General features: G+C 66.3%; 20 protein-coding genes. 9 read left to right on the top strand and 11 right to left on the bottom strand.

Translation table 11 applies throughout. The features are described 5' to 3' along the window. Positions 1–5: 5 nt before the first annotated feature. From QW868_RS22155 to QW868_RS22135, 5 genes are all read right to left on the bottom strand, one after another. The gene (locus QW868_RS22155; protein ID WP_315735834.1) at positions 6–785 is read right to left on the bottom strand and encodes a TIGR02186 family protein; all 780 of its coding nucleotides are present in this window, start codon (positions 783–785) and stop codon (positions 6–8) included. Then, entirely contained in the window at positions 782–1708 is a 927-nt protein-coding gene (locus QW868_RS22150; protein ID WP_315773984.1) for a sulfite exporter TauE/SafE family protein, read from the bottom strand. Before QW868_RS22150 ends, QW868_RS22155 begins: the two co-directional genes overlap by 4 nt. 153 nt (positions 1709–1861) lie before the next feature. Then, positions 1862–2695 carry a hypothetical protein gene (locus QW868_RS22145; protein WP_316231509.1) on the bottom strand — a complete coding sequence of 278 codons (834 nt, stop codon included), beginning with the start codon at positions 2693–2695 and terminating at the stop codon, positions 1862–1864. Positions 2696–2846: 151 nt separating this feature from the next. After that, positions 2847–6368: a hypothetical protein gene (locus tag QW868_RS22140; protein ID WP_316231508.1), complete on the bottom strand. Its 3522-nt coding sequence runs from the start codon at positions 6366–6368 to the stop codon at positions 2847–2849. A 188-nt stretch (positions 6369–6556) separates the two neighbouring features. After that, entirely contained in the window at positions 6557–7144 is a 588-nt protein-coding gene (locus QW868_RS22135; RefSeq protein WP_315757610.1) for a PadR family transcriptional regulator, read from the bottom strand. Positions 7145–7281: 137 nt separating this feature from the next. Between QW868_RS22135 and QW868_RS22130 the strand changes: the two genes are divergently transcribed. The 4 genes from QW868_RS22130 to QW868_RS22115 all read left to right on the top strand — a co-directional run bounded on the left by QW868_RS22130 (position 7282) and on the right by QW868_RS22115 (position 13262). Beyond that, positions 7282–7680, top strand: coding sequence for a nuclear transport factor 2 family protein (locus tag QW868_RS22130; RefSeq protein ID WP_316231507.1), 399 nt, complete (start codon positions 7282–7284; stop codon positions 7678–7680). A gap of 128 nt (positions 7681–7808) precedes the next feature. Next, on the top strand, positions 7809–9599 hold the full coding sequence (locus QW868_RS22125) for an acyl-CoA dehydrogenase C-terminal domain-containing protein (RefSeq protein WP_316231506.1): 1791 nt from the start codon (positions 7809–7811) through the stop codon (positions 9597–9599). 87 nt (positions 9600–9686) lie between these two features. Then, the gene (locus tag QW868_RS22120) at positions 9687–10895 is read left to right on the top strand and encodes an acetyl-CoA C-acetyltransferase (protein WP_315757606.1); all 1209 of its coding nucleotides are present in this window, start codon (positions 9687–9689) and stop codon (positions 10893–10895) included. A 153-nt stretch (positions 10896–11048) separates the two neighbouring features. Beyond that, positions 11049–13262: a 3-hydroxyacyl-CoA dehydrogenase NAD-binding domain-containing protein gene (locus QW868_RS22115; RefSeq protein ID WP_316231505.1), complete on the top strand. Its 2214-nt coding sequence runs from the start codon at positions 11049–11051 to the stop codon at positions 13260–13262. Positions 13263–13450: 188 nt separating this feature from the next. On the opposite strand, the gene gstA is transcribed toward QW868_RS22115, so the two are convergent. After that, a complete protein-coding gene (gene gstA, locus QW868_RS22110) occupies positions 13451–14065 on the bottom strand; it encodes a glutathione transferase GstA (protein ID WP_316231504.1) in 615 nt (204 codons plus the stop codon). 148 nt (positions 14066–14213) lie between these two features. On the opposite strand from gstA, the gene QW868_RS22105 reads away from it, so the two are divergent. From QW868_RS22105 to QW868_RS22095, 3 genes are all read left to right on the top strand, one after another. Next, a complete protein-coding gene (locus QW868_RS22105) occupies positions 14214–14702 on the top strand; it encodes a helix-turn-helix domain-containing protein (protein WP_315735855.1) in 489 nt (162 codons plus the stop codon). A gap of 96 nt (positions 14703–14798) precedes the next feature. Then, positions 14799–16169, top strand: coding sequence for a glutamate--cysteine ligase (locus tag QW868_RS22100; protein ID WP_315778358.1), 1371 nt, complete (start codon positions 14799–14801; stop codon positions 16167–16169). A gap of 250 nt (positions 16170–16419) precedes the next feature. After that, positions 16420–17082 (top strand): PAN domain-containing protein, encoded by a 663-nt coding sequence (locus QW868_RS22095; protein WP_315784842.1) that lies wholly within the window; start codon positions 16420–16422, stop codon positions 17080–17082. Positions 17083–17178: 96 nt separating this feature from the next. Here QW868_RS22095 and QW868_RS22090 read toward each other — a convergent pair whose 3' ends face one another. The 4 genes from QW868_RS22090 to tldD all read right to left on the bottom strand — a co-directional run bounded on the left by QW868_RS22090 (position 17179) and on the right by tldD (position 20389). After that, positions 17179–17748, bottom strand: a complete 570-nt coding sequence (locus QW868_RS22090; protein ID WP_315735859.1) for a nucleotidyltransferase family protein — start codon at positions 17746–17748, stop codon at positions 17179–17181. 76 nt (positions 17749–17824) lie between these two features. Further along, complete coding sequence (locus QW868_RS22085; RefSeq protein WP_315778356.1) at positions 17825–18163, bottom strand: MmcQ/YjbR family DNA-binding protein; 339 nt, start codon at positions 18161–18163, stop codon at positions 17825–17827. A 13-nt stretch (positions 18164–18176) separates the two neighbouring features. Continuing rightward, positions 18177–18968 (bottom strand): signal peptidase I, encoded by a 792-nt coding sequence (gene lepB / locus QW868_RS22080; RefSeq protein WP_315757600.1) that lies wholly within the window; start codon positions 18966–18968, stop codon positions 18177–18179. After that, on the bottom strand, positions 18965–20389 hold the full coding sequence (tldD, locus tag QW868_RS22075; protein WP_315735865.1) for a metalloprotease TldD: 1425 nt from the start codon (positions 20387–20389) through the stop codon (positions 18965–18967). The genes lepB and tldD overlap by 4 nt, the downstream gene beginning before the upstream one ends. 84 nt (positions 20390–20473) lie before the next feature. Between tldD and QW868_RS22070 the strand changes: the two genes are divergently transcribed. Continuing rightward, positions 20474–20974 carry a GNAT family N-acetyltransferase gene (locus tag QW868_RS22070; RefSeq protein ID WP_315735867.1) on the top strand — a complete coding sequence of 167 codons (501 nt, stop codon included), beginning with the start codon at positions 20474–20476 and terminating at the stop codon, positions 20972–20974. A gap of 86 nt (positions 20975–21060) precedes the next feature. Here the strand turns inward: QW868_RS22070 and QW868_RS22065 are convergent, their stop codons facing one another. After that, a complete protein-coding gene (locus tag QW868_RS22065) occupies positions 21061–21690 on the bottom strand; it encodes an invasion associated locus B family protein (protein ID WP_315735869.1) in 630 nt (209 codons plus the stop codon). A 480-nt stretch (positions 21691–22170) separates the two neighbouring features. Here QW868_RS22065 and coxB point away from each other — a divergent pair, with 480 nt between their 5' ends. Then, the gene (coxB, locus tag QW868_RS22060) at positions 22171–23007 is read left to right on the top strand and encodes a cytochrome c oxidase subunit II (protein WP_315784764.1); all 837 of its coding nucleotides are present in this window, start codon (positions 22171–22173) and stop codon (positions 23005–23007) included. The last annotated feature ends 28 nt before the right edge of the window (positions 23008–23035 follow it).

Genomic DNA, 23035 nt, shown 5'->3' with positions numbered 1-23035 from the left:
AAAGATCAATCCCGACGGAACACGATCGAGGCCATCCATCCCGTCATCAGTGCCATCGCGGCGGTGACGAGACCATAGACGAAGCCGTTCTGCCGCGCTGAGTTCGCGACGAACTGCTCGAAGCCGACCTTGACGATCTCGAACGCGGTCTCGGTCTTGGTGACCAGCGCGCCGTCGGCGAGCAGCTTGATCTCGACCTCATAGGTGCCGATCGGCACCGCAGCGGGCAGAGGGATGCCGGTACGGAACAGGGTCGGCGTCAGGAGGGTCACCGCGGACGTGTCCTCGCGATACAGGCCGTGCTGCGACTGCAGTCGCACGAAGGCGCTGCGGAACGCGTCGTTCGGGACCACGTCGGCATAGTCGGGACCGACGCGCTGGGTCAACAATACGTTGTTGAGTCCGAGCTGCTGCCGGCGCAGCACCTCGGGCGCGGCCATCGTGTCGAACGGGCGGTTGGCGAACAGCGCCAGATAGCCGGGCACTTTGAGGAACTGGCGCGAGTCGGTGTTGATCCAGATGCCGAACTTGCGCTCCTTGCGCCGCGTCACCATGTCCGCGCGCGGCCCGCGGACGGTGACGACGAGGTCATAGGCGGTGCGGCCCGGTGGGGTCTGGACGTCCTTCTCGACCGAGCCGAACAGCACCAGCTCCTCGCCGGAATAGTTCGGCGTCACCGTCACGCGATGGTTGGAGACCGAGACGATCAGCCGCTCGGCGCGCGCCGATGCGGCGCCGGCAAGCAGCAGCATGAAGGTGAGGCTGGCGAGGCGGAGCGGCGTCATCGGCTGATCTCGGTCTCGCGGATCGTGAACAGGTCGTCGGGCTTGATCACGAGCTCGATCGCGAACCGGATGCCGACGGCGAGGATCAGCAGGCCGAGCAGCAGCCGCAGCTGCTCGCCCCGGATCATCTGGCCGGCGCGGGCTCCGAACTGCGCGCCGGTGACGCCGCCGACCATCAGGATCAGCGCCAGCACGGCGTCGACCAGATGATTGCTCATCGCGTGCAGCATGGTCGCGATCATCATGGTCGCGAGCGTCAGGACCATCGAGGTGCCGATGACGGTCGAGGTCGGCACGCGCAGCAGATAGATCAGCAGGGGCACCAGAATGAAGCCGCCGCCGATGCCCATCACGGCGCCGAGGAAGCCGATGATGAGGCCGATGGCGACCACCGGAATGACCGAAACGTAGATCTTCGAGCGCTTGAAGCGCATCTTCAGCGGCAGGCCGTGGATCCAGACATGGCTGCCCGGACGCCGCACGGTCGCGACCGCGCCCTGGCGCGCGCGCATCATCGCGCGCAGGCCTTCCCAGAACATGGTGCCGCCGACGCTCGTCAGCAGGGCGACATAGGACAGCGCGATCATCAGATCGAGCTGGCCGAGCGAACGCAACAGGGTGAAGGTGGCGACGCCGAGCCCGGTGCCGAGCGCGCCGCCGATCATCAACACCGAGGCCAGCGAGGGATCGATCGCGCGCCGCCGCCAATAGGACAGCGCGCCGGAGAACGAGGAGGCGGCGATGTGGCTGGAGACCGAGGCGACCGCGACCGCGGGCGTGATGCCGACGAAGATCAGGAGCGGCGTCATCAGGAACCCGCCGCCGATGCCGAACATGCCGGAGACGAAGCCGACGGCCGCGCCCATCGCCAGCAACAGGAAGATGTTGACCGGGATGTCGGCGATCGGAAGATAAATCTGCATCGGCGCGGCCTCTGCGAACCTTCGAGCGAGCATCCCGCGCATGCGAAGCAGGACGCCGGGCTCCTGCATAACCGAAAATGGGAGCGAAGGGATCAGTCAATCCCGCCCAAAGTGTCATCCACCGGCGCCGAGCGTGGGGGTCTGGGCGCTCCGTCAAAGGGCCTTGAGCGGCGCGGTCACCAGCCTCATGGCCTCGGCATCGCTCGGATCGAGCCAGCGGATCTCGCGGGTCTGCGACATCGCCTCGATGACCTGCGACGATACGCCCATGCGTGTCATATAGCCGAGGATGGCGCCGGTCACGCGCTGGGTGTCGGCGACCGCGTCGGCGCCACGGGCCTCCGACGTGAAGCGGTGCACGCCGAGCGCCGAGCCATCGAGGCCATAGCGGGTCTGCCCGCCGGCAAAGGCGAACACGCAGGCGCTGGCGCAGAAGCCCGGACGGATGCGGCCGGAATTGTCGGCCGCGCCGACGGCGGTGGCGAGTCCGTGAGCGCGGATGATCTCGCCCATCAGCACTCCCTGGTCGAGGTTGCCGCCGGGCGAGGACAGCAGGATCACGTCGCCCGGCTTGAGATGGGCCTCGCTGATCCGCTCGCGCAGCCAGCCGGCCGCCGCGGGTCCGATGTGGCCGCTGACGGCGAGCACGGCGCGCCTGTCGCCCAGCCCGGCAAGCACGGGGTCGGCGACCAGCGCCGCCGACAGACTCGGCGAGATGTACTGATCCTTCCAGAACGACCAGGCGTCGGGTCGCGACAGGTCGCGGTAGGCGCGAATGCCCCCGCCGAGTAGGATTGCAACGAAGAAAATGACGGAAGCCAGCCGACGCCATCTGAACGCCGCAGGATAGCCGTCGGTCACTTGCTGGATTGGTTGGCGAGGAGGCGGAGCGGGGGCGACGTTCGCCGTGGTCCGCGGCGGCACGCGGGGGCCCGTCGGCGACTGCAGGAAGCGCGCGCCGTCGTCTTGTTCGTTCCCCGCTGACACGCGTCGATGCTCCCTCGCGGCGTTCGTGATGATCCGCCGCGACAACCTATATCGATCGACCGCGCGACACTATGGCGGCGCGATCGCAAGCCGGGAGGATTTTGCAGGCCGCGCGCGAGCGCTCGTCAGCCTGCCCAGAGAAATGCCCTCGTCAGCGCAGCGCCGTCGCAGCCGCGCGCTTCGCCAGCGCCGCCTTGGCCGCGGCTGCCTTGGCGATCGCCTGCGTGCCATCCCAGCCGCCGGCGGGTGCCGGCACATTCACGGCGTCGTCGGGCTGCGGTTCGACCGTGAAGGTCTGGATCGCGAGCTTGGCCGCGGCGAGCGACTGGACATCGAGCCGCTTGGCGACATCGTCGCGCTTGCGCCCGGCATCGACGTCACCCTGCGCTGCGGCCAGGGTGAACCATTTGTAGGACTCGGCGAGGTTCTGTTCGACGCCGATGCCACGGGCATAGAGAATGCCGAGGTTGAACTGGCTGTCGGCGACGCCGCGCTCGGCGGCCTTGCGGAACCATTGCGAGGCGCTCTTGTAGTTCGCGCCCTTGCCGCCGCCGTCGGCATCCAGCACGGCGAGATTGTGCATCGCCTTGGCGCTGCCGCGCTCGGCGGCGACGACGTAGTAGCGGCGGGCGATGTCGGCGTCCTTCTTCACGCCGAGACCCTTCTCGTAGAAGGTGCCGAGACGGAAGACCGCCGGGATCAGCCCCGCCTGCGCCGCGCGGTCATACCACTTCGCGGCTTCCTCATAGTTCGCCGCGACACCCTTGCCCTCGGCAAAGCGCACGCCGACCTCGTAGGCGGCGGTCGGATCGCCCTTCAGAGCGGCGTTGCGCAGCGCCAGTCCGCCGATGGCATCAGGCAGCTTCTCGGAGGCGGGCACCTGCACCAGACCGAGCTTCTGGCCGTTGGCGGCGGTTGGGATCGTGCCGGTGACATCAGTGGGGACGGCGGCGGGTACCGTGGCCGGCTTTTCGACGTCCTGCGGGATCGCGAGCATCGCGATCGTCTCCGCTTCGCTCGGCATGGCCCGGTTGTAGGACTGACGGTCGATCGGCGTCGGCGACGTCAACGACGGCACGCTCTGGTCGGGCGTCGTCGGCCGCGGCGACAGGCCCGGCGAGGCCGACGGCATTTGCGCCCGCGGCGCCTCGCCCTGGGTTTCCATCGGCGAGATCGGCGGCGGCGTGCTGCCGCTGTCGAGCAGCGACATCGCAAATTTGAAGGTGCCGAGCACGATCACCACGACGCTGGCACCGACCAGCAGCGAACGGATCTTCGACCCGATGGTCGAGACCTCCTCGTCACCCTCAGCTGTGAGAGCGAACGTCGGCTTGTCCTTGGGTTTGGCCTTGGGCTTGGCGACGTCGCTGGCGACTTCCTTGACGACGTCCTTGGGCGGCTCCTTGGCCTTCTCCTTCGGCTTGTCCTTCTTCGCCTTCTTGGCGTCAGCGGGCTGTGCGGCCGCCGCGGCCTGCGCCGCGCGGCGCGCAGCCGCGATAAAGCTCGACGTCGACACCGGCTCCCGCTTGCCGGCGGGAAGCTCACTCAGGGCATCCTCGGACGCGGCGATCCGCTCCGCGGGCGATGCGGTCCGGCCAGGGGGACGGGTGCCCGGTTCGAGCGGATGATCCGGTGGCAGCTCGGGGACGATGACGGTCGCGCGGGGCGCCTGTGCCGCGTGCGGCTCCAGGATGTCGGCGATCGCTTTCGGCGGAATCGGCGGCGGCATGGCAGCCGCCGGCGCCTGAGCGGCGTGGAAGTCGCGCGAGGCGGCCGCGAACGCCTGTTGACCCGCGGCCGGAGCGACAATCTGTCCCGCTGGCTGCTCGGCCGCCGGATTGGGCAGCTCCGGCCGGTAGGCAGGCTCTGGCCTGGCCGGCTCGGCATGGGCCTGGGGCGCCGGCGCGCGTGCAGCCGGCATCGGCGACTCGATTGGCGGTGCCAGCGGCGGCAGCGCGGCCGGCGGGCCCGCGGTGGCGCGCACATTGCGCAGGTCGCCTTCGATCATGGCGAGGCGGTCGACGACGTGCCCCAGCGTGTTGTGGACGGCCTCGAGCGAGTCCTGGGTGTTGCGGTCGGTCTCGGTCTGGCTGAAGCGGATGTCGGACAGCTCGCGCTTGACCATGTCGATCAGGCCGCCGTCCTGCGACGTTTCGCGCTGCGACCGGCTCTCCGCCAGCGCTGCGAATGTCGCCTGCTGCCGTTCGAGATAGCGCAGGATGTCCTGCAGGCCGTCCTCGACGCGGGTCATGTTGCCGCCGCGCGGGTCGTTGGCGGCCTCGAGCCGCTCCAGCAGATAGCTGATCCGCTGTTCGAGATGGGTGATCGCCGATGAGCCGTCGTTGCCGACCTGCAGGCGGTCGATGCGGTCGGACAGGCCGCGCAGCGCGTCCTCGATCTGGGCGGTGTTGTCGCGCGCTGCCGGCGGCGGCTCGCGGCTCTCCAGCGTCGAGGTCAGCGCGGCGATGCGCTGTTCGAGCGCCGCAAAGGAATCATGGAACGACTCGTGATTGTCGCGCGCCTGCGTGACTTGGTCGACCTTCGACGACAGCTGCCGAAGATCGTCCGACAGCCGTTCCAGGGCGTCGTTGGAGGCGACATTGGCGACGATCGCACGCAGCGCCGCGATGGCGCTTTCGAGCTGCTGCACGGTGCCGGGGTCGTCATTGGCGCGCAGGATCAGGTCGAGCTTGGCGCCGAGATTGCGGATCGCCTCGTCATAGACGGCGAGCTGCTCGGCAGGCTTCAGCGAGCCGACGACCTCGCGGATGTCGGTCAGCGCGCGCTCGATCCCGGCCAGTGCCTGGCCGTCGACGCCGGTGTTGCGGTTCTCGTCGATGCGGCGCGACAGCGAGCGGATCTCGTTCTCGATCGACTCGATCGCCCGGCGCGGCATCGCCTCGGTGATGGCGTGACGGATCTCGGAGAGCTCGTTGCGGAATCCGGCGATCGACTGCTCGATGCCGTCCTCGGGGCGATGCAGCGCCTCGATCTGGCTCGTGATCTTCAGCAGATGGCGTTCGAGCAGCGAGAAATCGGGCGTGGGGGCTGCCGGTTGCGGCGGCGTCAGCGGCGCGCTGATCGGGGTCATCAGCGGCGCTGCTGCGGATGCCATGGCAGGCGCGGTCGGCGGCGCCTGGTGCGGCGGCAGCGGGCGCGCATTGTCGAGCTCGCTCTGGCGGGCGCTGATCTCGGCGACGGCCACGTCGAACGAACCCGCGCTGAGCGGCTGGGCGGGCCGGTAGAGCTGTGCGGCGGCGCGCTCGACGCCGTCAGGACCACGATAGCGGTCTTCGGTGTCCGGCTTGCGCAGCGGCGTCGAGATCTGTGACAGGCGGGCGTCGAGCCGCGAGATCGCATCGTTCAGCTGACGCGCGACGCCCTGCTCGTCGCGTGGCGCATCCTTGCGCGCGACGGGGCGCGACATCTGCTCGATCTGCCGTGCGATGGAGTCGAGCCGCTGGTGGATGTCGGTCACCTCGCGGGCATCGCGGCTGGCGGTCGGCGTGCTGCGCGGCGCGTGGCTGCCACGGAAGTCGGGCGGGGTAGATGCGCCGAGCGTGGAGTTGATCCAGTCGTTCAGCGTCATGCCGGCGCGTTGCGCCGCGGCCTCGGCCCTTTCACGGACGGACGGGTCGATGCCTTCATTACTCCACGGTACGCGCGAATTCATGTCTCGTCCGGTTCCGCTTCCAGCGCTCCACCAAGCGCCTCCAGCCTCTCCACGCGTCCCGGACATGAACATGAACGGGTCCGCGCAGATCGTCTGCTCCAGGTCCCGACTTTTGACTTTTACGGTAAATAACGCGTTAAGTTTACCGCCGGCGCGGTCAGAAGTTTTGCCCTATCGAACGGCGGGTATCAGCCGGCATTTTCACGCGATGATGGATCGAGCGATCGTGCGCTGCTGGCGCCGGATATCGTCGAGAGCGCGGTGATCGCTTCCTCGCACCATTCGGCCACCATGCGTTCGTGGCGCAGGCCGAGACGCAGGTTGAGGAGCTTGCCCATATCGGCCGGGGCCACGTTGCCGTCCGCATAATGCTTCTTGAGGATGCGATCGTAGCGCTCGGCGCGGTCGCGATGATGCTCGAGCCGCGCCATCAGGTCGGCCCGGATCGGCCCGATGTCGGCGGCGCCCAGTGCATAGAGCCGGACGAGAAGATCGTCCTTCGTCGAGGCCGGCGTGCTCGGCCGCGCCGCCCAGCTGCGAAACGCCGCGCGGCCCTCCGCGGTCAATGTGTAGACCAGCTTGTTGGGCTTGCCGGTCTGCACCACCTCGCGACCCTGGATGTAGCCGCGGTCGCGCAGCCGCGACAGCTCGCGGTAGATCTGCTGGTGGTCCGTCTTCCAGAAGAAGCCGATCGAGGAATCGAACGTCTTGGCGAGCTCGTAGCCCGTCATCGGATGTTCGGTGAGGCAGGCGAGGATGGCGTCGCCGAGGGCCATGGCCGGAAACTGCTCCCGTTTTTCTGATCGTGTTCTGCCCCGCTCCACGCTTGACATTATGCACACTGGCGCATATGCGTCAATGTGCATATGGGGTGGTTGTGGTGCTGGCCTGTTCCGCCCCGAGGAGACGCCCAATGACAATGACCGGCCTCGATGGATGGTACGGCTATATGAGGTCTCACGATCTCGGCGCGCTGCGGGAGCTGCTGCACCCCGACGCCGTGTTCGAGAGTCCCGTCGTGCATACGCCGCAGCGCGGCCGCGACATCACCTTCAAATATCTCGCGAGTGCTGAGAAAGTCTTAGGCGGTCCCGGATTCAAATATGTCGGGGAGTGGCGTAACGCCACGGGCGCCGTGCTCGAATTCGAGAACGAGATCGAAGGGATCAGGCTCAACGGCGTCGACATCATCACTTTCGATGACGCCGGTCGGATTACTCACTTCAAGGTGATGGTGCGCCCGCTCAAGGCCATCAACCTGCTGCACCGCCTGATGGGCGAACAGCTGGCCGCGATGAGCAAGCCGTCGTGATGTGACCGACAGCCGCAAACGAATGGCTGCCGCAAGCTCTTAGAAGTCGCTACAGTCCGCGGCCAGCATTGCCTGCCGCGTCCGCACAATTTCAGTCTGAAACTTCAGCCTTCCTGCCGGAGACGCCGATGCCGATCTACAAAGCCCCCGTGGAAGATGTCACCTTCCTGCTCAACGACGTGTTCCAGATCGACCGCTACGACAATCTGCCGGGCTTCTCCGATGCCTCGGCCGACGTCCGCGAGGCGATCCTCGGCGAGGCCGCCAAGCTCGCCGAAGAGGTGCTGCACCCCCTGAATCGCGTGGGCGATCTCGAAGGCTGCAAGCGCCATGACGACGGCAGCGTGACCACGCCGAAGGGCTTCAAGGAGGCCTACAAGCAGATCGTCGAGGGCGGCTGGCTCGGCCTGTCGGCGCCGACCGAATATGGCGGGCAGGGTCTGCCGGTGACATTGAGCCAGACCGTCAACGAATTCCAGTGCTCTGCCAACATGGCGTTCTCGATGTATGGCGGCCTCACCATGGGCGCCACCGCCGCGCTGATCGTGCATGGCAATGAGGAGCAGAAGAAGACCTACGTGCCGAAGATGGTGGCGGGCGAGTGGACCGGCACCATGAACCTCACCGAGCCGCATTGCGGCACCGATCTCGGTCTCTTGCGCACCAAGGCGGTGCGTCAGCCCGACGGCAGCTTCAAGATTTCCGGTACCAAGATCTTCATCTCGGCCGGCGAGCATGACCTCGCGGACAACATCATCCACCTCGTGCTTGCCCGCATCGAAGGTGCACCGGCCGGCATCAAGGGCGTGTCGCTGTTCGTGGTGCCGAAATTCATGGTCAACCCGGACGGCACAGTAGGCGCGCGCAACGGCGTCACCTGCGGCTCGATTGAGCACAAGATGGGCATCCACGGCAACTCGACCTGTGTGATGAACTACGACAACGCCACCGGCTGGCTGATCGGCGAAGAGAACAAGGGCATGCAGGGCATGTTCGTGATGATGAACGAGGCCCGGCTCGGCGTTGCCGTGCAGGGGCTCGCGCAGTCCGAGGTCGCCTATCAGAACGCGGTCGCCTATGCGCGCGAGCGCATCCAGGGACGTTCGCTGACCGGTGCCAAGGCGCCGGACAAGGCGGCCGATCCGATCATCGTGCATCCCGACGTGCGCCGCACCCTGCTGTCGATCCGCGCCTTCAACGAGGCCGCGCGCGCCATGGTGGTGTGGACCTCGCTGAAGAGCGACGTCGCGCACCGCTCAGCTGACCCGAAGGACCGTCAGGCGGCCGACGATCACATGGGCCTGATGACCCCGGTCATGAAGGGCTACATGACCGACATGGGCTTCGCCAACGCCGTTCAGGCGCAGCAGATGTATGGCGGTCACGGCTACATCGCCGAGCACGGCATGGAGCAGTTCGTGCGCGATGCCCGCATCGCGATGATCTACGAAGGCGCCAACGGCATCCAGGCGCTGGATCTCGTCGGCCGCAAGCTGCCGCGCGACGGCGGCCGCGCCGTGATGGCGTTCTTCGCCGAGGTCGGCTCGTTCGCCAAGGAGCAGGGCGGCAATGATGCGATGAAGCCGTTCGTCGCTCCGTTGTCGACCGCGCTCGGCCATCTGCAGCAGGCCACGACCTGGCTGATGCAGAACGCGATGACCAAGCCGGACAATGCCGGCGCCGCCGCGACGGACTACATGCATCTCTTCGCGCTGGTCACCTTCGGCTACATGTGGGCGAAGATGGCCAAGGTCGCGCAGGACAAGATTGCGGCCGGCGACAGTTCGCCCTATCTGACCACGAAGCTGGTCACGGGCCGCTTCTTCATGGAGCGCGTGATCCCTGAGACGGCCGCGCATCTCGCCCGCCTGCAGGCCGGCTGTGCGACCGTGATGGAGCTGCCGGCGGAAGCCTTCTGATGCTGCGGCGGGGGCCGGTGCGCCGCTCGCGCGCCGGCTACCGTCGAACACCAACAACAACGAATCCGATCAGATGAGGAGGGCGTGATGCCTGAGGCCTTTATCTACGACCACGTGCGTACCCCCCGCGGCCGCGGCAAATCCGATGGCAGCCTGCATGAGGTGACCGCGCTCGCGCTCGCCACGGTGCCTTTGAAGGCGCTCAAGGACCGCAACAACATTCCCGAGGACGCGGTCGATGACGTCGTGCTCGGCGTGGTCGATCCGGTCGGCGAGGCCGGCTCGGACATCGCGCGTTTCGCCGCGCTGAATGCGGGTCTCGGCGACGCCGTCCCGGGCATTCAGATCAGCCGCTTCTGCGCCTCCGGCCTCGACGCCGTGAATTTCGCCGCCGCGCAGATCATGAGCGGCCAGCATGAGCTGGTCATCGGCGGCGGCGCGGAGTCGATGAGCCGCGTCGGCATCGGCGCCTCCGGCGGCGCCTGGCCGATGGACCCGTCGATGGCGGTGCCGGCCTACTTCATGCCTCAGGGTGTCTCCGCCGATCTGATCGCGACCAAGTACGGCTTCTCGCGCGACGATGTCGACGCCTACGCGGTGCAGAGCCAGCAGCGCGCGGCGAAGTCCTGGGAGGAAGGCCGCTTCGACAAGTCTGTCGTTCCGGTCAAGGACATCAACGGCCTGACCATCCTCGCCAAGGACGAGCACATGCGCCCGTCGACGACGATGCAGTCGCTGGCGCAGCTGCAGCCGTCATTCGCGGCGATGGCGCAGATGGGCGGCTTCGATGCGGTGGCGATCCAGTCGCATCCGGAGATCGAGCGCGTCAACTACGTGCATCACGCCGGCAACTCCTCGGGCATCGTCGACGGCGCCGGTGCGGTGCTGCTCGGCAGCAAGGAGGCCGGGGCGAAGTATGGCATGAAGCCGCGCGCGAAAATCCGCGCCTTCGCCAATATCGGCTCGGAGCCGGCGATGATGCTGACCGGCCCGGTCGACGTCACCGAGAAGCTGTTCGAGCGCTCCGGCATGAAGACCTCGGACATCGACCTGTTCGAGCTCAACGAGGCGTTCGCCTCGGTCGTGCTGCGCTACATGCAGGCGTTCGAGATCGACAAGGACAGGATCAACGTCAATGGCGGCGCCATCGCGCTCGGCCATCCGCTCGGCGCCACTGGCGCGATGATCCTGGGCACCGTGCTCGACGAGCTCGAGCGTACCGGCAAGGCCACCGCCCTGGTCACGCTGTGCATCGGTGGCGGCATGGGCACCGCGACCATCATCGAGCGGGTGTGATCGATCTCAAGACGTAGGGTGGGCAAAGCGAAGCGTGCCCACCGTCTTTCGTCATCGACACCGTCGGTGGGCACGGCGCAAGGGCGCCTTTGCCCACCCTACGATTTCAGGACAACGCCGCGCCGACCGGCTGCAGGCACGAGGGAGCACCACATGGCCTTCAAGAACTTCAAGCTCGAAACCGATGCCGACGGCATTGCGCTGATCACCTGGGACATCCCGGGACGTTCGATGAACGTGCTGGACGAGACCTCGGCGATCGAACTCGAGACCATCGTCAAGGAGACCACTGCTGACGCCGCCATCAAGGGCGTCGTCATCACCTCGGCCAAGGAGGCGTTCTGCGCCGGCGCCGACCTGTCCATGCTCGAGGGCATGAACCGCTCCTATGTCGAGGTGCTGAAGGGCAAGGGCGAGGAAGCCGCCAACCAGATGCTGTTCGACAACAGCCGGCGCTTCTCGCAGATCTACCGGGCGATGGAGACCTCCGGCAAGCCGTGGGTCGCCGCGATCAACGGCCTCGCGCTCGGCGGCGGCTTCGAGCTGACCTTGGCCTGCCATCACCGCGTCGCGGCCGAGAACCCGAAGACCCGTCTCGGCCTGCCCGAGATCAAGGTCGGCCTGTTCCCCGGCGCCGGCGGCACCCAGCGCGTGCCGCGCATCGTGCAGCCGCAGGACGCGATGAACCTGCTGTTGAAGGGCGAGGCGCTGACGCTCGACAAGGCCAAGGCCTTGAAGCTGGTCGACGCCATCGTTCCGGCGGCGGATCTGATCAAGGCCGCCAAGGACTGGATCAAGGCCGGCGGCAAGGCCGTCGCACCGTGGGACGAGAAGGGCTTCAAGCTGCCCGGCGGCCCGGTGTTCTCGAAGAACGGCATGATGATGTTCCCGGCCGGCAACGCCATCTACCGCCGCGAGACCTACGACAACTATCCGGCCGCGCGTGCCATCATGAGCTGCGTCTATGAGGGCCTGCAGTTGCCGATCGACGCCGCGCTGCGCGTCGAGTCGCGCTACTTCGCCCACATCCTGCGCTCCAAGGAAGCCGCGGCGATGATCCGCAGCCTGTTCCTTTCGATGCAGGAATTGAACAAGGGCGCGCGCCGCCCGGTCGACGTGCCGCCAAGCAAGCTGAAGAAGATCGCCGTGATCGGCGCCGGCTTCATGGGCGCATCCGTCGGCTACGTCTCGGCGCGCGGCGGGCTCGAGGTCGTGCTGATCGACCGCGACCAGGAGAGCGCCGACAAGGGCAAGGCGCATGCGCAGAGCGTGGTCGATGGCCTGGTCAAGAAGGGCCGTGCCAAGCCGGGCGAGGCCGAGGCGATCATGGGCCGCATCACCGCGACCGCGGACTACGCCGCGCTGAAGGATTGTGACCTGGTCATCGAGGCCGTTTTCGAGGACCGCAAGGTCAAGGCCGAGACCTACGCCAAGGCGCAGCAGCATCTGAAGGACGGCGCGATCTTCGCCTCCAACACCTCGACCTTGCCGATCACCTCGCTGGCCGAGGAGTTCAAGGACCAGGGCCGCTTCATCGGCATTCACTTCTTCTCGCCGGTCGAGAAGATGATGCTGGTCGAGATCATCATGGGCAAGGCCACCGGCGACGTCGCGCTGGCGACCGCGCTCGACTATGTCCGCACCATCGGCAAGACGCCCATCGTGGTCAACGACTCCCGCGGCTTCTTCGCCAACCGCTGCGTGATGCGCTACATCGCCGAGGGCAACGAGATGTTCCTCGAAGGCGTGCCGCCGGCGATGATCGAGAACGCGGCCAAGATGGCCGGCATGCCGGTTGGCCCGCTGTCGCTGTCGGACGAGGTCGCGCTCGATCTCGGCCTCAAGATCATGAAGGCGACCGAGCATGATCTCGGGCCCAACGCGATCAACCAGGACCACAAGAAGCTGATGGTCGAGCTGGTCGAGAAGCAGGGTCGCTTCGGCCGCAAGAACGCCAAAGGCTTTTACGACTATCCCGAGAAGGGCAAGGGTCAGAAGAGCCTGTGGCCGGATCTCGCCAAGCTGCAGCCCAAGCATCTCGATCCCGACACGCTAGACGTCGAGGAGCTGAAGCAGCGCTTCCTGGTGGTGCAGGCGGTGGAGGCTGCGCGCACCGTCGAGGACCACGTCATCACCGACGTGCGCGAGGCCGATGTCGGCTCCATCCTCGGTTTCGGCTTCGCGCCGTTCACCGGCGGCACGCTGTCCTACATCGACTTCATGGGGACGAAGAAGTTCGTCGAGCTGTGCCACAAGTTCACGGCGAAGTACGGCTCGCGCTTCGCCCCGCCGAAGCTGCTGGAAGAGATGGCCGCCAAGGGCGAAACCTTCTACGGCCGCTTCCCGCCGAAGAAGGCGGCGGCTTGAGACCGGAATGCTAGGCGGAAGCGAGCCGCGTTTGCTGTCCATTCCCTCCCCCCTTGTGGGGGAGGGTTAGGGAGGGGGGTAGCCGCAGCCACCAGCGCTTGTGGCTACCCCCCTCTCTATCTCTCCCCCACAAGGGGGGAGAGAACAGACCGCCCGAGAAGCAACGGCGAGTTCTTTCAAGATCTCGCTCACCCCGCCTTCATCAGCCCTTCCTTGGTCAGCGCCTCCTGCACCTTCGGCCGCGCGGCGACGCGGTTCTTGTAGGCCACCAGATTCGGCATCGCCGACAGGTCGAACTTCATCCGGTCCGCCCAGGTCAGGATGGTGAACAGATAGCCGTCGGCGACCGTGAACTGCTGGCCCATCAGATAGTCGTGGCCGGCAAGCTGGCCGTCGATATATTTGAACTTGCCCATCACGCGGTCCTTGAAGAACGCCTTGGCGTCGTCGGCGAGCACCGGCGAGAACATCGGGCCGAAATTCTTGTGCAGCTCCGAGGTGATGAAGTTCAGCCACTCCAAGAGCTTGTAGCGCTCGCCGCTGTCGCGCGCCGGGGCGAGGTTCTTGGTCGCCGCCCGGTCGGCGATCATCTGGACGATGACCGGGCCTTCGGTCACGATCTCGCCGCTCGGCAACCCGAGCGCCGGCACCTGGCCCTTCGGATTGACCTTGAGGTAATCGTCGCCATTTTCCAGGGTCTTGGCGCGCAGATCGACCTTGACGAGATCGTAGGGCAGGCCGGCCTCGAGCAGGGCGATGTGGGGCGAGAGCGAGCAGGCGCCGGGTGAATAATAAAGCTTCATTGGGTATTCCCTCCGTGAGACCATCGTCGTGGTTGGAACCGATCGCGGCGTCACACCCGCCCTTACATGCACTTGCATGGAATAGTCAAGATTGATGCAGGTGCATCGAATGCGCTAGAACGAGGACCTGAAGGATACGAGCCGGCCCATGAAACGCAAACCATCGACCGAGGCGACCGCCGCCTGGATCCGCCTGATGCGGGTCCAGAGCCGGGTGCTGGACTGCGTCGAGCAGGAGCTGAAGAAGGCCGGTTTTCCGCCGCTCGCCTGGTATGATGCGCTGCTGGAGCTGTCCCGGGCGCCCGCGGGCGAGCTGCGTCCGGTCGAGCTCGAGCGGCAGATGCTGATCCCGCAATATTCCACTTCCCGGCTGATCGACCGGCTGGTCGAAGAAGGTCTGGTCGTCCGGCGCGAATGCAAGATGGACAAGCGCGGCCAGTTCGTCGAGATCACCGAGGCCGGACGCGAACTGCAGAAGCGGATGTGGTCGGCCTATTCCGCCGCGATCGAGAAGCATGTCGGCTCCAAGCTGTCGGATACCGACGCCGCCAAGCTTTGCATGCTGCTGGATCGGCTTGGCTGCTCCTGTGGTCAGGCCGCTCCGTTGGCGGCTGGAGAGGGCGCGGCGACCCGATGAAGCATCCGTTCCCATTCACATCCGCGGCCCCCTGGGGGCCGCGGCCTTTCCTGTCACCACGCGCGACCCTCGAAGCGCTTCTGAACCGAGACTCCCATGGCGCGTGACCAGATCGATATGACCCCGCTGCAGTCGCGCGACGAGCTGGTGGCGTGGCTCGCGGCCGGCGTGAAGCCGCCGTCCGCCTTCCGCATCGGGACCGAGCACGAGAAGACGCCGTTCACGCTCGACGGTCACCGCCCGGTCCCTTACGAGGGTGCGCGCGGCATCGGCGCGCTGCTCGAAGGCATGAAGCTCCTGCTCGGCTGGGAGCCGATCATGGAGCGCGGCAACATCATCGGGCTCTATGATGTCACCGGCGGGGGCGCCATCTCGCTGGAGCCCGGCGGCCAGTTCGAGCTGTCGGGCGCGCCGGTCGAGACCGTGCACCAGACGCATGCGGAGCTGATGGCGCATCTGGCGCAGGTACGCGAGATCGCAACTCCGCTCGGCATCGGCTTTCTCGGCTTGGGCATGACGCCGTCCTGGTCGCGCGCCGAAATTCCGGTGATGCCCAAGGGCCGCTACAAGATCATGACCAGCTACATGCCGAAGGTCGGCCGTTACGGCCTCGACATGATGTACCGGACCTGCACCGTTCAGACCAATCTCGACTTCTCCTCCGAAGCCGACATGGTCAAGAAGCTCAGGGTCTCGGTGGCGCTGCAGCCGATCGCGACCGCGCTGTTCGCCAATTCGCCATTCACCGAAGGCAAGCCGAACGGCTTCCTGTCGTTCCGCTCCGAGATCTGGCGCGACACTGACAATCAGCGCTCGGGCATGATCCCGTGGGCGTTCGAGGATGGCATGGGCTTCGAGCGCTGGGTCGACTACGCGCTCGATGTTCCCATGTATTTCGTGAAACGCGAGGAGACCTATATCGACGTCTCCGGCACCTCGTTCCGCGACTTCTTCGAAGGCAAGAACCCGGCGATGCCGGGCGAGCGTCCGACGCTGTCGGATTGGGCCAATCACCTCTCGACGATCTTCCCGGAGGTGCGCCTGAAGCGCTATCTGGAAATGCGCGGTGCCGACGGTGTGCCGTGGGGCCGGCTGCCGGCGCTGCCGGCGTTCTGGGTCGGCCTGCTCTACGACGACGTCAGCCTCGACGCGGCCTGGGACCTGGTCAAGACCTGGACCGCGTTCGAGCGCCAGAACCTGCGCGACGACGTGCCGCGCCTCGGCTTCAAGGCGCGTATTCGCAATCGCTACGTGTTCGAGATCGCCAAGGAATGCCTCACCCTGGCGCATCTCGGCCTGCGCCGGCGCGGCCGCATCGACCACCTCGGCCGCGACGAGAGCCGCTATCTCGAGCCGCTCGACCAGATCATCGATTCTGGCCGCTCGCCGGCCGAGGAGATGCTGGAGAAGTTCGACGGCCCGTGGGGTGGCTCGGTCGAGCCGGCCTACGACGAATATGCGTTCTGATCGGAACGGCTGAGCCTGCGACCGTCGCAGGTTCGCTGCGCCGCCTGCTCCACGTTGAGGCGGCTGGCGGCTTGGGTCCGCTGTTTTTTGTTGCGATTTGTGTCCCAGGTTCGATTCAGCGCCTGGGCGCCGCTGCGTTGCCTTCCGCTGCTCCCACCGGTCCGAGCCGTTCATCCGCCATACAGGTTCGTGGCGATCAAATGACTGCCTAAAAACTCGCAAGAAAACTCGAACATTAACAATGGGTCGGATGGTTCAGCGGCGGCGCGTGGGGCGCTTCATCGGGGCATGGCTGAGGGCACTGGCGTGCCTGTTCGCGGCTGTGTGCCTGACGCCGGCTTCAGCCCAGACCTATTCCGATCGCCCCGGCGGCGACTATATGAGCGCGCCGATCACCTCCGGCGACCCGGCCGATTGCGCGCTGCTGTGCGAGCACGACCGGCGGTGCCGCGCCTGGAGCTTCAACTATCCGACCGTGATGGAAGCGGGTGCGGTGTGCTGGCTCAAGAACAGCGTGCCGGCGCGCGTGCCGGACAATTGCTGCGTTTCCGGCGTGCGTGGCGCGGGCGTCGTCGAGATCCGCAACGATGCGGTCGAGACGTCGATCGACCGTCCCGGCGGCGACTACCGCAGCTTCGACATCAAGACCACCGATCTGAAGGGCGGCGACAAGGCCGAGAAGGCCGCCGACAAGGGCGACAAGAGCAGCGGTGACAAGGCGGCGGACAAGAAGGAAGAGAAGGCCGCCGACGCCGAGGAGATCTGCAAGGCCGCCTGCACCGGCGACAACAAATGCCGGGCCTGGACCTTCTCGCGGCCCGGCTATGCCGGCAAGGAGGCGCATTGCTTCCTGAAGAAGGAGATCAAGCCGCCGCGGCGCCGCGCGGGGTTCACGTCAGGCGTGGTGCGATAGCGCGGGGCGACGAGGGCCGCTATTTTGCGGGCCGGCTATGGGACGGCAAACGAAGATGCCTGCGTCCCTGTCGTTTCACGTGTTGGTCCAACAATGTTAGTCTTCCGCGACGATCACGGTGATCTCAGGCCACAGTGCCTTCCAACGTTCCGCCTTGGCGATGTAGTTCGTCGCCGAGAAATTGGCCGTGTGGTTCGGCCGCACGATCATCTGCGCGATGTCACCGAGGCCCTTGGGCGCATAGAGCTCATATCCATCGGCGACGGGGCGGAGCCCGACCTGCGTGTTGACGGTGAGAAACCGGTCGATTCCATCGGTTGATCGCGACACGGCGGAGTAGGGACGACCGTGCTTGGCGGGATACCAGAGATGGACGCGGGCCTGGTTGCGCACCTCCACCTTGGCTTCGATGTCATGGAGGCAGGATGTGATGCGCCGGATGACGGCGTCCTCAGCATCCCACGACGTATCCGGATCGAAATAGAAGATGTCGTAGTCGTTGATGCCGTGATCGATCGGACGGCCGGTCCGCACGTTCCAGACGCTCTGAGTCAGGCAGCCGGCGACGACCCAGGCATCGGGCACGGCCGTTTCACGCAGCACGCGCATGATCGCGGTGTTGACGGGGTTGCGCAGCGCGGCTGCGATGAAATCGTCTTTGGTCATGATGGTCGAAGGCATCAGAACATGGGTGCCGTCGGCACGTTCAATACACGAGATGGAGAACGGCGTGCAGCCCGTTTCAGCCGCGATCGAACACGGCTACGGCTCTCCTTGACGCCAGGGCCCGCCACTGCCGGCGCAACAGCGGCTCTGCGTCGGCGCGCTTCGCCTTCGACAGGCGCAGCAACACGATCGGATAGTCGCGGTAGTGATCGGTGAAATAGAACAGCTTTGGGCGCGTCTCGACCAGCATCGCGCGTTCATCCAGCAGTACGCCGGGCAGGACGAGGCTGTCCCCGTCCTCCTTCAGCCGCGCCAGCATCTTCTTGCGCACCTTCAGCGCGGGCGTCCCGTAGGACGTGCCGTCCTCGACCTCCGGCCATGTCAGCGCAAGCGCCCTGACATCGTCGAAGGTCACGGCCGCGATCCGCTCAGCGCACCGCGGTGAAGAAGCGATCCAGCCGGAAGCCCGACAGCCAGGCCCAGACCGGCTGGTTCTTGAAGCCGAGGTCCCAGGAGCCGACCACGGCATCGGCGCGGCCCACGAGGTTGTCGATCGGCAGCAGGCCAACGCCGCCGTCGCGCAAGGCAACGCGGCTGTCGGCGGAGTTGTCGCGGTTATCGCCGAGCACGAACAGCTTGCCGGGCGGAACGGTCACCTCCGGGGTGTTGTCGAGCCGGCCGTTGTCGCGCATCTTGAAGATCAAATGCGACACGCCGTTCGGCAGCGTCTCGACGTAACGATAGGCCGGCTCGTTGCGGCCGGTGTCGTCCTCGGCATCGCCGATGCCGTCCGGCTTCAGCGCGGCTGCCTGGCCGTTGATGTAGAGCTGGCCCTGGCGCATCTGGATGCGGTCGCCGGGCAGGCCGACGACGCGCTTGACCCAGGCCTGTGAGGTGTCGCCGGGCCAGCGGAACACGACGACGTCGCCCCGCTTCGGCGTTTCGCCGAACAGGCGGCCGGTCTCGGGCAGCGTGATCTGCATCGGCAGCGACGAGGTGCCGTACCCATAGGGGAATTTCGACGCCAGCAGGGCGTCGCCGATCATCAGGGTCGGCTCCATCGAGCCGGACGGCACGTAGAACGGCTCGGCGATCGCGCCCTTGGCGACGAACACCACCATCACCACGGCGGCGAGTTGCGCAAGCTGACCGCCCCAAGTGGTTTCCTTACGCACGGCCTTGGTTCCGATCTTGCTCGTGGACATCTTGTCGAGGCTCATCGGCCCGTGCCTCCAACGGTGATGCGATCCATGCGAAGCGTCGGCTGACCGACGCCGACCGGCACGCCCTGGCCGTTCTTGCCGCAGGTGCCGATGCCGGTATCGAGCGACAGATCGTTGCCGATCATGCTGATGCGGTTCAAATCCGTCGGGCCGTTGCCGATCAGCATCGCGCCCTTCACCGGCGCACCGACCTTGCCGTTCTCGATCCTGTAGGCCTCGGTGCACTGGAAGACGTATTTGCCCGAGGTGATGTCGACCTGGCCGCCGCCGAAATTGACGGCATAGATGCCGTTCTTGACCGAGGCGATGATCTCGGCCGGGTCGTGCTCGCCGGCCAGCATGTAGGTGTTGGTCATGCGCGGCATCGGCACATGTGCGTAGCCCTGGCGGCGGCCGTTGCCGGTCGGCGCCATGTTCATCAGCCGCGCGTTCTGGCGGTCCTGCATGTAGCCGACGAGAATGCCGTCCTCGATCAGCAAGGTACGGCTGGTCGGCGTGCCCTCGTCGTCGATCGACAGCGAGCCGCGGCGCGAGGCCATGGTGCCGTCATCGACCACGGTGACGCCCTTGGCGGCGACCGGCTTGCCCAGCAGTCCGGCAAAGGCCGAGGTCTTCTTGCGGTTGAAGTCGCCCTCGAGGCCGTGGCCGACGGCCTCGTGCAGCATCACGCCGGGCCAGCCGGCCCCTAACACGACGTCCATCTCGCCGGCGGGGGCGGGGACAGACTCCAGGTTGACCAGCGCCTCGCGTAGCGCGCCGTCGGCGGCCTCGCGCCAGGCTTTGGTCTCGATGAAGCGCGCATAGGCCTCGCGGCCGCCATAGCCCTTGCCGCCGCTCTCCTGGCGATCACCCTGGCCGGCGACGACGGAGATGTTCACGCGCACCAGCGGGCGGATGTCGCGATAGCTCTCGCCGTCGGGCCGCAGGATCTCCACGACCTGCCAGGTCGCGCCCAGGCTCACCGTCACCTGGCGCACGCGCGGATCCTTGTCGCGCAGATACGCGTCGATCTCGCCGAGCAGCTTGACCTTGGTTTCGAAGCCCGGGGCGTCCAGCGGATTGTCGTCGCCATAGAGCCGGACGTTGGTGTGCGGCGGTGCGCTCGCGAACGTGCCGGAATAGCCGCCCCTGACCGCGCTCACCGCATCGGCGGCGCGCATCAGGGCCGGCAGCGACACGTCGGAGGAATGGGCATAGCCGACCGCGTCGTCCTTCACCGCGCGCAGGCCGAAGCCCTGGCTGGTGTCGTAGGTCGCCTGCTTCAGCCGGCCATTGTCGAAGGTCAGCGCCTCGGTCTGGCTGTATTCGAAGAACAATTCGCCGTCATCGGCGCCGGCCAGGCCGCGCGCGACCTCGCTCCGGACCGCATCGCGATCCAGATTGGCGCGCTCGAGCAGGGAAGTGGTGGGAGCAGTCATGTTTCAATCCGTTGTCGGAGCGTTCATTCCAAGATAGTTGTTTTGACGCCGGGGCGCGAGGGGCTGGATGATTACCGAACTGACATGGTTGAGATCGTTCCCATCACGTCCGCTCACATCGAGAGCTTCCACCGCACGCTCGATCATGTCGCGCGCGAGCGGCGCTATTTGTCGTTCGTGCAGGCGCCGCCGCTGGAGTCCACGCGCGCCTTCATTCTGAACAACATCCACGAGGGATATCCGCAATTCGTCGCTCTCTCGGCCGGGGAGGTCGTCGGCTGGTGCGATGTGACGCCCAAATCGGGGCCAATCGATGCCCGGATCGGGGTGCTCGGCATGGGCCTAATGCCGCAGTTCCGGCACCAGGGCCTCGGCAGGCGACTGATGGCGGCGGCGCTCGAGGCCGCGCGGGCGGCCGGCTTCTCGCGTGTCGAGCTCACGGTTTACCGCAGCAACACCAACGCTATCCGGCTGTACCAGAAGGCCGGATTCCTGCTCAAGGCGGTGCAGCCGCGGGAGCCTGGCGATGACGGGTTCGACAAGACCCTGCTGGTGATGGCGCTGGCGCTCGACGGCCCGCGCTGAGGGCGCGGCGCGCGCATTCAGACGCGCGAACTCACGGCTCGATCACGGCATCGTGCGCGGGAGGGGCCTGTCAATCGTGGCCAACGTCAGGGCAGCTTGTCGAAGCCTTCGGCGAGTCCGTTGAGGCTTAGCGGGAAGCCGATCCCTTCCTCCGGCGTCTCGAAGATGATGAAGGTCGCGGTCTTGGCCGTCTTGAGCTGGCCGAGCAGCTTGTCCTCCAGCACCACCTCGGCGACGCAGCCATTGGGCAGGCAGCGCACGAAGCCGGCGCGGCCGACGTCCTGGTTGTCGAGCTTCAGGCCAAGGCCGGAGGGCAGCAGCACGCCGAGCGGCGCCACCACGCGCATCAGCCGGCTCTTCTGGTCGGCGGTCTTGAGCATGATCACGGTGAGGCCGGCATTGGAGCGGTCCTCGGCCACGACGCTCTGGATCAGCGCGCACTGCTCGCTCTGCGCGCCCGGCGGCGTGTCGCAGCGGATCTGCCAGTCGCCATGCACCGAGCGCACCGCGCCCTGTGCCAACGCCGCGTGCGGCACGCCGACCACCGTCGCGGCCATCAGCGCGATCGCCGTTGCTGCGGCGGAGGTCATTGCGGCGACATGCGTGAGTCGCGCACGCACCGCGCTGAATCGGTACAAACGGCGCGAGTCATTCGCAGCTGGGGTCGGCATGTCAGCTGTCCTGTCCGTTGAAACCCTGATCCGGGTCGGTGCCATGACAATTTCCTGTGGGTGATCTGCGCGTCCGACGCCATGATACGGCAATGATGGCGTCTTGAGGACAGCGTCACCGGCGTACGGCACGAAACGATACCAAATATGGCCGCACCCCGGTGGGCGCTGCCGCAGCGCCTCGCCGAATCAGCCTCGCAAACGGCCGTGTCCCGTTTGCCTACATCGCGCCGCACGCCTGTCAAGCGCCCGTTGCCCGCGAAATCACGGCATGCGGCAATCTCCCGGAAAATACGCTTGTCGCGACGAACATCGCGGCGCGCGATATCCGGCGCAAGACTGCATTGCGATAGATCAAGAATTATGGTTTGAGAAGAAAGATTTCGTCATTCCAGTGAACTGGCCCAGGTGCTTTTCTATGCATCCGCCCGAAGGCCATTTGTCAGGAGAGCGGATCGAACGGCGCGCCGCCGCGTGAAGCGGGCGGTGCGCTGAGGGGGAAAGTTCTGAAGGGAGCGCGACGGCATGAAGATGTCGAAAGGCCAATTGAGCGCCTTGCTGGGGTTGGCTGTAACGGGCATGACGCTCGTGTCGGGTGGAGCGGCGTTTGCTGAAACGGGGCAGCCGGCGCCATGGGAAGTCAAGCTGCAGGAGGCTGCGACACCGGTGATGGAGAACATCACCTGGTTCCACGGCCTGCTGCTGACGATCATCACCATCATCACGCTGTTCGTGCTGGCGCTGCTGATCGCCGTGGTGGTCAAGTTCAACGCGCGCGCCAATCCGGTGCCGTCGCGGACCACGCACAACACGCTGCTCGAAGTGGCGTGGACGCTGATCCCGGTGCTGATCCTCGTCACCATTGCGGTGCCGTCGTTCCGCCTCTTGTTCCTCGAGCTCGACGTGCCGAAGGCGGACCTCACGATCAAGGCGACCGGCAAGCAGTGGTACTGGAGCTACGCCTATCCCGACAACGGCAAGTTCGAGTTCGACTCGCTGATGGCGCAGGACAAGAAGCCGCGCCTGCTGGCGGTCGACAATGAGATGGTCGTGCCGGTCAACAAGGTGATTCGCGTCCAGACCACCGGCGCCGACGTCATCCACTCCTTCGCCGTGCCGTCCTTCGGCATCAAGATCGACGCCATTCCCGGCCGCCTCAACGAGACCTGGTTCAAGGCGACCAAGGTCGGCATGTATTACGGCCAGTGCTCCGAGCTGTGCGGCAAGGACCACGCCTACATGCCGATCGCGGTGCGCGTCGTGAGCGACCAGGAATTCACCGCCTGGGTCGAGGACGCCAAGAAGAAGTACGCCAGCGCGCCCGCGAGCACCTACGCGTCGGCTGCGGGCATATCGCAGTAGCGCGCGGGGACGAGCGCTTAGGATTGAG

It is taken from the genome of Bradyrhizobium sp. SZCCHNR1051 (assembly GCF_032489615.1).
Lineage (GTDB): Bacteria > Pseudomonadota > Alphaproteobacteria > Rhizobiales > Xanthobacteraceae > Bradyrhizobium.
Note: the sequence above shows the minus strand (reverse complement) of the source record. Positions and strands in the feature narration are given on the sequence as shown.